Below are 13,748 nucleotides of genomic sequence, written 5' to 3' on the forward strand. Positions count from 1 at the left end.
CTTTGCTTCCATGATGCCCATATATCTGCATATGCAGGCATTGGCAAGCTGCGCGCGCGTGATTGGGCACCCCGCCAGACGCAAAGCGGTGCACCCCGCTACGCGCCGGCAGCGGGGCCAGCCGCGGCTTCATCAGTGACAACAAGAAGATAGCCGCCCTCTGCGCCGACAACGCGGACCCAGGTGCCGACAGCACAATCCGGCCCCCGGGCGCGCCAGACCGAGTCGCCGACGCGGACTTTCCCCTCGCCGCCGGAAATGGGCTCCACGACGCGCACGACGCGGCCGATGGTCTGCGCCTCGCGCCGATTGAGGAGCGGCTCTTCGCTGCGCCCGCGCGCTCGCCGGGCCCAAAAAAGGTCGATCAGAAAATCGAGTGCCAGAAGTCCGGCTGCAGCAACGATCAGCCACCACCCGCTCGCACTTCCCTTGATTGCCGTGAACACGCCGTAGACGCCGAGCGGCACCGCGATCCACGGCAGCATCATGCCCAGCAGGCCCGTGAGCCAGGCAATCCCACCGGGTTCGTTCTCAGGCCGAGACACGCTCCACCATTAGCACGGCATCATGGACGTCTTTTACCCGAACGCGCGTACCTGCGGGCACATCCTCGCCTTCGGCCTGCCAGAGCGTGTCGCCGACCCGCACACGCCCGCGACCGCCCTTGATGGCTTCAGCGACGACGAACTCGCGCCCGACATACTGATGGCTGCGCACATTCAGATCGGGGACATCGGTGATGTTCACGTGAGAACGCGCATACTTCCGTACGGCAAATGCCGTGGCGACGGAGATCGCCGCGAAGATGACGAGCTGCCACGGCCAGGAAATATCCGTCGCGAAGACGATACCGCCGACGACGAGCGCCGCCGTCCCGAACCAGACCATATTGACGCCCGGCACGACGGCCTCGAGCGCGTAGAGAACCAATGCAAGAATGAGCCAGTTCCAGGGCCCGAGACCGGAGAGAAAGGACATCAATGACATGGCGCAAACCCAGCTTGCCTGCCTGAGCGCACGGACGTGCAGCGGCGGCGACCGCACGCGCAGAATACAGGGGAGACAGCCCGTCAGGTAAGAGCCCGGCAGTCACGCCGGGCTCAAATCGTCATCACGCGCCGGCGCGCGGCACGCTACCTGAATTGGGCCGCCCGCCCGTCGGCCGCGGCGGAGCCCCCTCCCGGTTGCCGAACGCCGCGCCGGCAATCTCGGCGATGCCCGCAATGGAGCCGATCACCGAGGCTGCCTCGAGCGGCATCATCAGCACCTTCTGATTGGGCGAGCGCGCGATCTGCTCCAGCGCCTTCATATAGTTGTTCGCAACGAAGTAGTTGATGGCCTGAACGTCACCGGCCGCAATGGCCTGCGAGACCATGCGGGTTGCCTCGGCTTCGGCCTGGGCCGCGCGCTCGCGCGCCTCGGCTTCGCGGAAGGCTGCTTCCTTCTTGCCTTCTGCTGCGAGAACCACCGCCTGCTTCTCGCCCTCGGCCTTGAGGATATCGGCCTGGCGTTCACCCTGCGCCTTGAGGATCGCGGCCTCGCGCAGGCCTTCGGACTCGAGGATCTGAGCGCGCTTCTCGCGCTCGGCCTTCATCTGGCGGGCCATGGAGTCGACGAGATCACGCGGCGGCGCGATGTCCTTGATCTCGATGCGCGTCACCTTCACGCCCCAGGCCTCGGTCGCGTGATCGACGACGTCGAGCAGCTTCGCGTTGATCGTATCGCGATTGGAGAGCAGCTCGTCGAGGTCCATCGAGCCCATGACCGTGCGGATGTTGGTCATGGTCAGATTGATGATCGCCGCTTCGAGGCCCTCGACCTCGTAGGCCGCCTTGGCGGCGTTGAGCACCTGGAAGTAGGTCACGCCGTCGACGCGGACCATGGCGTTGTCGCGCGTGATGACATCCTGGCTCGGGATCTCCATCACCTGCTCTTTCATGTTCATCTTGTAGCCGACGCGTTCCATGACCGGGATCAGGATGTGCAGGCCCGGCGTCAGCGTCCGCGTGTAGCGGCCGAAGTTCTCGATCGTCCAGTTATAGCCTTGCGGGACGATCTTCACGGTCGACCATAGCGCCACCGCCGCAAGGACGATCAGCAACAGGCCGAATATCTCGAAGCCACCAAAGGGTTGCATTGTTCCAGTCCTTCCTAGAGCGCCGCACTGTCGAAACACGCACGAATCTTCGTGCTTCTCCTGTCTGAAACAGTCAAAACAAGGTAAATGAACAGTAAACTAATTTTTTGAAGAAAGTCGGACATTGCGAAACGGCAGCAGCAAGATCCATAAAATGCACCTGCAAATCGCATTTTATCACGCGCTGAATTGACGGCCGAACGGCCGGCACATGTTCCTCAGATCCAGCCCTGCAGCTCGCGCCGCACGACGGTCTCGATCACAGAAATGCCCTCGGGATCGTCATTGAGGGCCGTGAGATAGGCGAATTTCTCGCCGCCATTTTCCATGAAGTAGTGGCGGTTTTCGACGTCGAGCTCCTCGAGCGTCTCAAGACAGTCGGCGGTGAAGCCGGGGGCTACCAGCGCGAGCCGGCGCACGCCTTCGCGGGCAAGACGCTTGACGGTCTCGTCCGTATACGGCTGCAGCCAGATGTCGTTGCCGAAACGCGATTGGAATGTCGTGAGCCAGCGCCCTTCGTCCCAACCGAACGCGGCGCGCAGAAGGCGCGATGTTTTCTGGCACTGACAATAATAGGGATCGCCCTGATGGAGATACTTTTCGGGCATTCCGTGAAAGGTCACGATAATCCGCTCGGGCTCGAAATCCAGTTTTGCCAATTGCCGGCGCATCGATGCCGCCAGCGCCTCGATATAAGCCGGATCATCGTGCCACGCCGGGGCAACGCGAATGGCCGGTTGCCAGCGCATGTCCATGAGCGCGCGGAAGGCCTGATCGCACGCCGTCGCGGTCGTCGCAGCCGCATACTGCGGATAGAGCGGCACGATCAGAATGCGCTCGCACCCCTGCGACATGAGCCATTCGAGCCGGCTCGCCGTGGCCGGGCTCGCATAGCGCATGGCCCAGTCGACGACGATACCCGGCTTGTCCTGCAGGGCTGCGGCGAGCTTCTCCGCCTGCGATCGCGTGATCGTTTTCAGCGGGCCTTCGTCGCGCTCCTTGTTCCAGATGGAGTCGTAATCGCGCCCTTTGGGACCCGGCCGCACCGTCAGGATGATGAAATTGAGGATCGGCCACCACTTCCAGCGCGGCTCCTCGATGACGCGCCTATCGGACAGGAACTCCTTGAGATAGCGGCGCATGGACCAGTAGTCGGTCGCATCGGGCGTGCCGAGGTTGAGGAGCAGCACGCCGACCTTGCCGTGCGCCACCTTTGGGTGCGCGGCCGGGAGCGTCGACGATGAAGTCTCGCGTTGCATAGGGCTCACTTTGATGCCGCTCGGTGCGCTCTGCGACTCCGCTAGTGTGATGATCGAGAAATTCGCCAGATCGTTCGGCACGGTAGGGAGCGAATTTCTCGATCTGAATCACACTTGCAAGTCTATGATTCTAGTGTCCCTTTTGATTCCGAAGTTCGCTCGGGACGCCAGCATCGAGGTCAAGCGAACTTCGGAATCGGGACACTAGGAAGCGCGCTGCTCCGACCCGACGCCCAGTGCGCGCAGCTTGCGGTGCAGCGCCGAGCGCTCCATGCCGACGAACTCCGCCGTGCGCGAGATATTGCCGCCAAAGCGGTTGATCTGCGCGAGCAGATACTCACGCTCGAAGATCTCGCGCGCCTCGCGGAGCGGCAGCGACATCAGGTGCTCGGCACCGCCGTTCACCGGCAGCGGCACGTTCGAGCCGATCTCCTCGGGCAGCATGTCGGCCGTGATCACCGTGCCGGGATCACCGCCCGCAAGGATCATCAGGCGCTCGATGTTGTTCCTGAGCTCGCGCACATTGCCCGGCCAGTCGTGCGCCTGGAGAACGGCGACGGCATCGTCGCCGATGCGGCGCGGCGAAAGACCCGAGGCGGTCGCCACCTGCTGGACAAAGTACTCGATGAGCGACGGAATATCATCGCGCCGCTCGGCTAGGCTCGGCACCCGCAGCGGCACCACATTGAGGCGGTGATAGAGGTCGTTGCGGAAACGCTCCTCCTGCATTTCCCGCTCGAGATCGCGGCTCGTCGAGGAAATGATCCTCACGTCCACGGCCACCTTGGGTCCGCCGCCAATGCGCTGGAACTTCTGCTCGACGAGAACGCGGAGCACCTTGCCCTGCGTCTCGAGCGGCATGTCCGCCACCTCGTCAATATAGAGCGTGCCGCCGTGCGCCTCCTCGAGCGCACCAACCTTGCGCGGACCCGAGCGGTCCTCCGTGCCGAAGAGCTCTTCCTCGACGCGATCCGGCGCCATGGCGGCGGCATTGAGCACGACGAAGGGGCCATCAGCGCGGCTCGACTTCGCGTGGATCACACGCGCGGCCAGCTCCTTGCCGGAGCCCGAAGCACCGCGGATGAGTATGCGGCTGTTGGTCGGCGCGACGCGCTCGATCTGATTGCGGAGCTGGTTGATCGCGGCCGACTTGCCGACCATCTCCGAGCTCTGCACGGAGCGCTCGCGCAGCGTCTTGACCTCGCGACGGAGCTGCGAGGCTTCGAGCGCGCGCAGCGTGACGAGAACGAGCCTGTCAGCCTTGAACGGCTTCTCGATATAGTCGTAGGCGCCGCGCCGGATGGCCGTCACCGCGGTTTCGATATTGCCGTGCCCCGAGATGATGACAACGGGCAGGTCGGGATGCTGCTTCTTGATGGCCGAGAGCATCTCGAGACCGTCGAGGCGGCTTCCCTGCAGCCAGATGTCCAGAATGATGAGATGGGGGCGGCGCTCCTCGATGGCCTTCAGTCCCTCGTCGGCATCGCGCGCCATGCGGGTACTGTGGCCCTCGTCCTCCAGGATGCCCGAGACGAGCTCACGGATATCCGCCTCGTCATCGACGATCAGAATGTCGGCTGCCATCGGTTCTTCCCTCGAACTCAGTTGGTCATGCGGTTTGGCGCTGGCGCAGCTCTTTGGGCTGCTCCGTCGCCGCGGTCTGATGGTCTGTACCGGCCGTCGGCCGGCCGAGTGGTAGCGTGATGGAGATGCGCGCGCCACCCTGCACGCCGTCGGGCGCGGCAGGTGCGTCATCGAGGACGAGCGCGCCCCCGTGCTGCTCCACGATCTTCTGCACGATCGCGAGACCGAGGCCCGTGCCCTTTCGGCCTTTGGTCGTCACGTAGGGCTCGAGCAGTCGCGAACGGTTCTGCTTCGGCAAGCCGGGGCCGTTGTCGATGACTTCAATGGTCACGCGCTCGTCATTTTTGCTCACGATGGCGCGCACGCGACCGCGGAAACCTTCCGGTGCATCAGGCGCCTCGGCGCGCGTCTGCACAGCCTCGGTTGCATTCTTGACGAGGTTGGTCAGCGCCTGCGCGAGCAGCCGCCCGTCGCACGGGATGACGACCGCCTCGGACGGCAGGTCCATCTCGTAGGCGATGCCGGGATGGGACTCGCGATACTGGATCATCGGCTCCTGCACGACCTCGCGAATGTCCTGGGGCGCGAACGTGGGCTGCGGCACGCGCGCGAACGCGGCGAACTCGTCGACCATCGTCTTGATGTCCCCGACCTGGCGGACAATCGTGTCCGTCAGCTTGTCGAAGGTCTCGCGATCCTCGTGAATGACGCGGCCATACTTGCGGCGAATGCGCTCGGCCGAAAGCTGGATCGGCGTCAGCGGATTCTTGATCTCGTGGGCAATGCGGCGAGCGACATCGCCCCAGGCGGACGTGCGCTGCGCGGCAATGAGCTCGGTGATGTCGTCGAACGTCACGACACTGCCCTGGTCGCTGCCCTCGGCCTGCGCCTTCTCCTTGGTCATCTGGACGGCGAAGACGCGCTCCTCATCGCCGACCATCATGGAGACTTGGCCGTGCGCACGCCCCTTGCTGTGCGCCTGCTCGGCCGCCTCCGTGCAGTGCGATCCAAGGGCCGGGATCGCCTCGGCGATCGGACGGCCAAGAAGGTCGTCGGCCTTGATGCCGAGAAGACGCTCGGCAGAAGGGTTGGCAATGCGGATTATTCCCGCCGCATCGAGACCGATCACGCCTGCACTGACGCCCGAGAGCATGGCCTCCATGAAGCGGCGGCGCTCGTCGAGAGCACTACGCTGACGATGAAGCTCACGCGTCATCAGGTTGAAGTCGTTCGAGAGGCGCCGCAGATCGCCTTCGCCGCGATAGAGCGGCAGCTCCACGCTCAGATCACCCGTCGCGACCTGCTGCGCGGCGCGGATCAGGCGGCGGATCGGCGCCACGAGTTGGCTCGCAAACCAGAGGCCCACCCAGATCGCCGCCAGGACGCCGGTCAGCGACAGCATGAAGTACATGAGGCCGTGCACGAGCTTGAGACCGCCGCGCGCCTGCAGCAGCCGCTCGTACTCGGCAACGCCGGCCTCCGTGCGCGTGAGATGCCCGACGACGCGCGGATTTACGCGGCGGGCAACATAGAGATAGTGGCCGGGATAACGTGTAAGCTTGGCAACGGCGGCAATGCGATAGCTGTCCCTCGGCAGCAGCAGCGGGACGTGACCAGCCTCGGCCTGCGTGATGACATCCGATCCTGGCGGCTCGTAGGCGATGCCACCGTTCATGGCCGTCGAGAAGACCACGTTCCCCTTGGCATCGATCACGGAGACGAGCGTCAGGTCGCGCAAGCCCGCCTGAGCCAGCACGAGATTGCGCCAGGCCTGATCATTACCGGGATCCGTCGTGCCGGGCGGGGTCGCATCGTCGAGGTCCTTCGCCATGTTGACGATGTCGGTCCGAATGACCTGGCCATGCTCGGCGACGTAGGCGTGGGCGACGTCCAGCGAGTTGGCGACGATCGTCCGCGTGCGCGAGGCAAACCAGTTGTCCAGCGAGCGCGAGAAGGTGGTCGTCGCAGCAAGCGCCAGCAGCAGCGCCGGCAGCGCCGAGATCAGCGTGAACAGCAAGACGATCCGGATGTGCACCCGCGCGCCCGGGAGCCGCGAGCGCCAGGCGCGCCACAGGCCATAAGCCTGAGCGCCGATCACGGCCAGCATGGCGATGATCAGCACCACGTTGACCATCAGCACCAGCAGCACGACGTCATTGCGCGGGGCGATGGGCGTCAGCCCGGTCAGGATGAGGTAGGTCGCGAAACCCGAGACGAGCGAGAGGACGACGATCGCGAGGCCAAACCAGAAGGCGCGCGGGCTCGATCCCGGCAAACCCGATTCGGGTACGCCGGAAAGCAACGAACGTCGGTTGGTTGTGTCCTGTGTGCCCATACTCACTTCACTTCCGGCCGGCGCCGCGGATCGTCATAAGGACGTGTGTCCGCCTCGAGCGGCGGCGCGGCAACGGCTTCCGGAGCGATCCTCCGCAGGCCCCGATTGCGTCTCGAAAGCCCTCAATTATCTTCCGACTTCAGGCAGTTGGATCGGGTTAGCAGCTGCAGCGTGATATCCGTTCCCGCGCAGATGATGCCGCCCGAGCACCTTCGCTCGATGTCGCGCCAGCCAATATGACACAAACTGTGTCTTTCTGGCGACAAGGCCGGTCACACCTTTATGTGACCGGCCGCACTGCCCGTTTCTGTGGATAGGAGGTGGACGGCGCCGCACGCCTGAAGCAGGGGCGTGCTGCAACGTCGGATCGACGATCAGGCCTGGGGTCCCTTGAAGACCTGGATGTCGAGGCTCTGGATCTTCTCGCGCAGCGTATTGCGATTGAGACCGAGGAGTTCCGCGGCCCTGATCTGGTTGCCGCGCGTCGCTGCAAGGGCGGCCGTGATCAGCGGCATCTCGACTTGGCGCAAAATGCGCCGATAGAGCCCCGGAGGCGGGAGGTCCTTCCCGAAGCCGGCGAAATGGCGGGCCAGATAGCCCTCGACCAACTCGGAAAGAGCGCGCGACGTATCCGACGCCGCATCGGGCTCGTGCGCCGCCGGCGACAGCTCGGCAAGCTCGCCATCGACGATCTCCGCGCTGATGGTGTCCTGCGAGTAGAGCGCAGCCAGGCGGCGGACGAGGTTCTCGAGCTCGCGCACGTTCCCCGGCCAGGAATGCTTGCGCAGTCGATCGAGGGCGCCGGGCGCCAGCGTTTTTTGGCCAAGACCTTCGCGTGCTGCAATGCGCAGGAAGTGGCGCGCAAGATCGCCGATGTCCTCGGCCCGCTCGCGCAAGGGCGGCAGACGAACAGGCACGACATTGAGGCGGTAGTAGAGATCCTCGCGGAAAGCGCCCTGCTGGATCTGCTGACGGAGGTCGCGGTGCGTCGCTGCAATGATCCGCACGTTGGTCTTGATCGGCGTGCGCCCGCCAACCGTCGTGTACTCACCCTCCTGGAGCACGCGCAGCAATCGCGTCTGCGCCTCGAGCGGCATGTCGCCGATCTCGTCGAGGAAGAGCGTGCCGCCTTCGGCCTGCTCGAAGCGGCCCTGCGTGCGCACCTGCGCGCCCGTGAAGGCTCCCTTCTCGTGACCGAAGAGCTCGCTCTCGATGAGCTCGCGCGGGATCGCCGCCATGTTGATCGCAACGAACGGCCCAGCGCGGCGCTTGGAAAAGTCGTGGAGCACGCGCGCGACGAGCTCCTTGCCCGTGCCGGACTCGCCGGTGATCATCACCGTGAGATCGGTCTGCGTGAGACGCGCAATGACCCGGTAGATCTCCTGCATGGCGGCCGAGCGACCGATGAGCGGGAGCTCCTCGTTGTCGCCGTCCGTGCTGCGCTCGCGCTTTCGGCCGGGCTCGGAGAGCGCACGCCCTACGACGCCGACGAGCTCGGAGAGATCGAATGGCTTCGGCAGATACTCGTAGGCGCCCTTCTCGGCCGCAGTGATCGCCGTCATCAGCGTGTTCTGCGCGCTCATGACGATGACCGGCAGCTCGGGCCGCGCCTTCTTGATCCGTGGGATGAGGTCGAAGGCGCTCTCATCGGGCATGATCACGTCGGTGATGACGACATCGCCCTCGCCCTGCGAGACCCAGCGCCACAGCGTCGCCGCGTTGCCGGTTGCGCGTGGCGAGTAGCCGGCCCGCGCCAGTGCCTGATTGAGCACCGTGCGAATGGCCGCATCGTCGTCAGCAATGAGGATGGTTCCGCGTGCCATCATAAGCCTCTCTTGGTCGGGTCGCCCGCGCGTTCCTGCATGGGCAGGAGTACGCGGAAGACAGTCTTGCGGGGCTCGCTGTCGCACTCGATGATGCCGCCGTGATCGCCGACGATCTTGGCGACCAGCGCGAGGCCGAGACCGGTGCCGGTCCGCTTGGTAGTGACGAAGGGATCGAAGAGATGCGAGCGGACGGCCTCGGCGATGCCAGGGCCGTTGTCCTCGATCTCGATCATGAGCGGCAGCGCGACGCGCGCCTGCGAGCCCGGGACCGAGAGGCGCACGCCAGGCCGGAAGGCCGTGGTGAGGATGATGCGCCCGCCGTCGCGAGTCTCGCCAAGCGCTTCGGCAGCGTTCTTGACGAGATTGAGGAAGGCCTGGACGAGCTTGTCGCGATTGCCGGGAATGGGCGGCAGCGAGGGATCGTACTGCTCCTGAATGCGGATGCCACGGGCAAAGCCGCTCTCGGCGATGCGCTTCACGTGATCCAGCACGTCGTGGATGTTGACCGGCTCGGTCGCGAGCGGCCGCTCGTCGCCGAACACCTCCATGCGATCGACGAGATTGCGGATGCGATCGGTCTCGGAGCAGATGAGGCGTGCGAGCGCGCGGTCCTCATCAGACAGCGAGGGCTCGAGGAGCTGGGCCGCGCCGCGAATGCCGGAAAGCGGGTTCTTGATCTCGTGCGCGAGCACCGCGGCGAGACCCGACACCGAGCGCGCCGCCGCGCGATGCGTGAGCTGACGCTCGATCATCTGCGCCATCGAGCGCTGCTGGAGCATCAGCAGGACGAGGTCGGGCGCGTCGGGAAGCGGGCCGCCATAGATGTCGACGAGACGGGGCGCCTGCACCTTCGGCGTCGAGATCAGAACGCCGTATTCGTTGACCGTCGAGCCGGTGCGCGCGACCTGGCGCGCGAGGGAGATGAGGGGGCAGTCGTCGCTGACGATCGAGCCGATCTGCTGGCGCTTCAGGACGGCCTGGCTCGACTGGAAGAACGTCTCGGCCGCGACATTGGCGTAGATGACGCGTTCGTCGGCTGCGAGCACGATGATCGGGTGGGGAAGGGCGCCAACGAGCACATCGTGCTCGATATGGCGTCGTGTCGTAATTGGCGGCAACGGCGGCACCCGATCGGCCGTGCTCTCCGTGCTCATGCTGCGGCCCCCTCGAGTTGCGGAACCGACGCATAGAAATGCGCCAGTCCCGCGAGCAGTCGTGCGGGATCGGTCTCCGTGCACAGGCGTTGGCGGTTCGCCTTGACGACGGCGGGCGGTGCACCGCTCGTCTCGAGGTACCAGCCAATATGCTTGCGAGCGTTCCTCAGCCCGAGGAACGCGCCGTAATGGCTGAGCATCGCCTCGACGTGACCGAGGGCGATCGCGCACTGCGCCGCGAGCGCCGGCGGCCCCGGGTCGTTGCCGGTTGTGAGGAAGGTGTTGACGCGCGCAGGCAGCCACGGTGCGCCATAAGCGCCGCGCCCGATCATCACGCCATCGGCCCCCGAAGCAGCAAGCGCAGCCTGGGCATCCTCCGGCGTGCAGATGTCGCCGTTCACGATAACTGGGATCCCCACCGCCTCCTTCACGCGGCGGACGAAGTGCCAGTCGGCGTTGTCCTTGAAGAACTGGCAGCGCGTGCGGCCATGCACCGTGACGAGCGCAATGCCCGCTGCTTCGGCGCGCCGCGCGAGCTCGGGGGCATTGAGGTTCGCATGATCCCAGCCCATGCGCATCTTCAAGGTCACGGGAACGCGGACAGCACCGATCGTTTCATCGATCAATCCAATGGCGTGATCAAGATCACGCATCAACGCGCTGCCGGAGAGCTTGCCGGTCACCTCACGTGCGGGGCAGCCCATGTTGAGGTCGATGATGTCGGCGCCCAGGCCCTCGGCAATGCGCGCGCCCTCAGCCATCCAGCGCGCCTCGCGTCCGGCAAGCTGCATGACGAATGGGCGCTCGCCGGCAAACGCTGTTCGCCGCAGAACGTCGGGGCGCTCGCGTACGAGCTCCTCGCTCGCGACCATCTCCGAGACGACATACTCCGCGCCACAATGTTGCGCGGCCTGCCGGAAGGGCAGATCGGACACCCCCGACATCGGCGCGAGGAGAACGCGTCCGGCAACAATGGTCGAGCCAATTGCCAATTCAGGCGTGCGTCCAGACGAAGGGGCGCTCCCCCCGCCTGCCTGCCCGCCCCGATTGCTGTCCGGCCTTCCGTTCATCACCTGCCCTATTTTTGAGCAACGTTACACCGTGCCCAATAATTATTCAAACTAGAGAAGGACGACGGCCTTCGCAAGTGCGAAATTGCAGTGCAGCGTGTGGCCCTTGCGCAGGACCTGGGCTGGTCCTATGAGCATTTGCACGAGAGCGTCGGACCTCGAATCCGACCTGCAGTTCGGGTTGGGCCCAAGTCGCATCCGAGGTCCAAAGACGCTTTAGATTTAATGGGTTCTAAAGCAGCGGGGACTTGAAATTCGCTCCCCGCCCGGCATCAAGGTGAGGCGAATTTCAAGTCCGTTGCTTTCGCATTGGATTTGGTTACTTTTTGCCGGCGCGCGCATTTTCATCGACGCTCGCCCGCTTCCCGGGGGCAGGGGCCGTGTCAACCATAGCCATTATCGTCGCCGCCGGACGCGGCAGCCGGGCCGGCTCGGCCACCATCCCGAAGCAGTACGCGGACCTCGGCGGCGTGCCGATGCTCACGCGGACGCTCGAGGCCTTTGCCGGCCATCCGAGCATCGATCACGTGATGGCGGTCATCCACCCCAATGACATGCTTCGTTATCAGGCCGCCGCACAGCGCGTCTCCGGCAAGCTGCTGCCCCCGGCAATCGGCGGCGCGAGCCGGCAGATTTCCGTCCACAATGGCCTCGAAGCGCTGCTCAGCCACAATCCGTCGCGCGTGCTGATCCACGATGCGGCACGGCCATTCGTTACGCCCGCGCTGATCGACCGCGTGATCGCGGCGCTCGCGACCTCACCGGGCGCGCTGCCGGCGCTTCCTGTTCCCGATACCCTCAAGCGCGCCGATGCAGCAGGAAATGTCGCCGGCACTGTCGACCGGAACGGCCTCTGGCGCGCCGAGACTCCCCAGGGCTTCCGCTATCCTGAAATCCTGGCCGCCCACAGGGCGGCGGAGGCGTCAGGACGCAATGAATTCACCGACGATTCGAGTCTCGCGGAATGGCACGGCGTGACTTGCGCCCTGGTCAATGGCGAGGCACGCAACATCAAGATCACGAGCGCGGAGGATCTCGCCTTGGCCCAGCAGTCGTTCGGCCGCGCCGCCCCGAGCATCACGGACGTGCGCCACGGCACCGGCTTCGATGTGCACCGCTTCGGTGCCGGCGATCATGTCTGGCTCTGCGGGGTATCGATCCCGCACACGCACGCGCTCGACGGCCACTCGGATGCCGACGTCGGCCTTCACGCACTCACCGATGCCCTCTTCGGCGCCATCGGCGACGGCGACATCGGCCAGCACTTCCCGCCGAGCGACATGCGCTGGAAGGGCGCGCGCTCGGAGATCTTTCTCGCAGAAGCCGTGCGTCGCGTGACGGCCGCCGGCTATACGATCGGCAACGTCGATGTGACGATCATCTGCGAAGCGCCACGCGTCGGGCCGCACCGTGATGCCATGCGCCGCGAGATTGCGCGCATTATCGGCATCGACGTTGGCCGCGTCGGCGTGAAAGCGACCACCACGGAAACGCTTGGCTTCACAGGGCGGCGCGAAGGCATTGCCGCAATGGCAAGCGCAACGCTCATCCGGCGCGGATGACACGAGTTCGCGCCCGCTGCGCGAGCAGAGCCGCAATCGACAGCGCTAAAGCGTCCTTGGACTTGAAATTCGCCTCACCTCGATGCGGGGCGGGAGCGAATTTCAAGTTCGTTGCTTCAGTTGAACCTGTAGCCGACGCGCACGCCGGCGCTGGTGATGCCGCTGTTGTGGTCGCAGAGGTTCGCGTTCGACATGTGGGCGATCATGCCATAGACCGTCCAGGCGTCATTGAGCGCATATCCGACCGAGAACGACTCGCGGAAGTTCACCGAGCAACCGTAAAGGTCCGGCGCGGCGCCGTGGGTCGGCCCGTCGTGCCAAGCGCCGCCAAAGGACGCTTCGAGCGAAATTCTTTGAGTGATCTTCAGATCCCAGGTCAGCCCAACGTAGATTTGGCTGGTGTCTCCGATCGTGTTGATCGCGGCGCCAGCATGCACGCGGGGCCTGAGGAAGAAATTCGCCAAGGCATCACGATAGGAGATGCTCGGCCGGCGGAAGAGCACTTCCACGTTGATGTCCGCGCCGCCTTCTGACTGACCACTTTCGATGCTATGGGCAAGAACGCCCAGCCGCACTTCATCGAGCAGTGATTGAGCTTTCGCGTCAGACGTAACCACAGAAATGCCGACCGCTGCTGCGGCAGCAATCGCAAGCTTCCTGGTCAAATGCCCGGCCCGCCTCATAGCGCGCATCCCGCATCATCTGTGTGTTTATCATTACACTGTTCGATTGCGAACGCACGACACTTGACGAATCGGACACGAAACTAGCACGGCGTGTTGCATCGCGATCACGCTCGTGGACGAGTTGTACGCAGCTTT

The 13,748-nt window shown here is 64.8% G+C and carries 11 protein-coding genes; 1 reads left to right on the forward strand and 10 read right to left on the reverse strand.

Annotated elements, in window-relative coordinates:
- Window positions 1–98 precede the first annotated feature (98 nt).
- From CS1BSM3_RS23910 to dusB, 9 genes are all read right to left on the reverse strand, one after another.
- Entirely contained in the window at window positions 99–545 is a 447-nt protein-coding gene (locus tag CS1BSM3_RS23910; protein WP_210188826.1) for an NfeD family protein, read from the reverse strand.
- Complete coding sequence (locus CS1BSM3_RS23915; RefSeq protein ID WP_083528850.1) at window positions 532–987, reverse strand: NfeD family protein; 456 nt, start codon at window positions 985–987, stop codon at window positions 532–534. The genes CS1BSM3_RS23910 and CS1BSM3_RS23915 overlap by 14 nt, the downstream gene beginning before the upstream one ends.
- 124 nt (window positions 988–1,111) lie before the next feature.
- Window positions 1,112–2,137: an SPFH domain-containing protein gene (locus CS1BSM3_RS23920; protein ID WP_072391878.1), complete on the reverse strand. Its 1,026-nt coding sequence runs from the start codon at window positions 2,135–2,137 to the stop codon at window positions 1,112–1,114.
- A gap of 218 nt (window positions 2,138–2,355) precedes the next feature.
- Window positions 2,356–3,396, reverse strand: a complete 1,041-nt coding sequence (gene hemH / locus CS1BSM3_RS23925; RefSeq protein WP_072394472.1) for a ferrochelatase — start codon at window positions 3,394–3,396, stop codon at window positions 2,356–2,358.
- A 204-nt stretch (window positions 3,397–3,600) separates the two neighbouring features.
- Window positions 3,601–4,980, reverse strand: a complete 1,380-nt coding sequence (locus CS1BSM3_RS23930; RefSeq protein ID WP_072391880.1) for a nitrogen assimilation response regulator NtrX — start codon at window positions 4,978–4,980, stop codon at window positions 3,601–3,603.
- A 25-nt stretch (window positions 4,981–5,005) separates the two neighbouring features.
- On the reverse strand, window positions 5,006–7,315 hold the full coding sequence (locus tag CS1BSM3_RS23935) for a sensor histidine kinase NtrY-like (RefSeq protein WP_072391883.1): 2,310 nt from the start codon (window positions 7,313–7,315) through the stop codon (window positions 5,006–5,008).
- Window positions 7,316–7,689: 374 nt separating this feature from the next.
- The gene (gene ntrC / locus CS1BSM3_RS23940; protein ID WP_072391886.1) at window positions 7,690–9,138 is read right to left on the reverse strand and encodes a nitrogen regulation protein NR(I); all 1,449 of its coding nucleotides are present in this window, start codon (window positions 9,136–9,138) and stop codon (window positions 7,690–7,692) included.
- Entirely contained in the window at window positions 9,138–10,295 is a 1,158-nt protein-coding gene (locus CS1BSM3_RS23945; RefSeq protein WP_072391889.1) for a two-component system sensor histidine kinase NtrB, read from the reverse strand. The genes ntrC and CS1BSM3_RS23945 overlap by 1 nt, the downstream gene beginning before the upstream one ends.
- On the reverse strand, window positions 10,292–11,281 hold the full coding sequence (gene dusB, locus CS1BSM3_RS23950) for a tRNA dihydrouridine synthase DusB (protein WP_280174781.1): 990 nt from the start codon (window positions 11,279–11,281) through the stop codon (window positions 10,292–10,294). Before dusB ends, CS1BSM3_RS23945 begins: the two co-directional genes overlap by 4 nt.
- Before the next feature lie 464 nt (window positions 11,282–11,745).
- Here dusB and CS1BSM3_RS23955 point away from each other — a divergent pair, with 464 nt between their 5' ends.
- Window positions 11,746–12,927, forward strand: coding sequence for a bifunctional 2-C-methyl-D-erythritol 4-phosphate cytidylyltransferase/2-C-methyl-D-erythritol 2,4-cyclodiphosphate synthase (locus CS1BSM3_RS23955; RefSeq protein WP_072394475.1), 1,182 nt, complete (start codon window positions 11,746–11,748; stop codon window positions 12,925–12,927).
- A gap of 116 nt (window positions 12,928–13,043) precedes the next feature.
- On the opposite strand, the gene CS1BSM3_RS23960 is transcribed toward CS1BSM3_RS23955, so the two are convergent.
- Window positions 13,044–13,592 carry an acyloxyacyl hydrolase gene (locus tag CS1BSM3_RS23960; RefSeq protein ID WP_174263770.1) on the reverse strand — a complete coding sequence of 183 codons (549 nt, stop codon included), beginning with the start codon at window positions 13,590–13,592 and terminating at the stop codon, window positions 13,044–13,046.
- Between the last annotated feature and the right edge of the window lie 156 nt (window positions 13,593–13,748).

Source organism: Hyphomicrobium sp. CS1BSMeth3, assembly GCF_900117415.1.
In the GTDB taxonomy this organism is placed as follows: domain Bacteria; phylum Pseudomonadota; class Alphaproteobacteria; order Rhizobiales; family Hyphomicrobiaceae.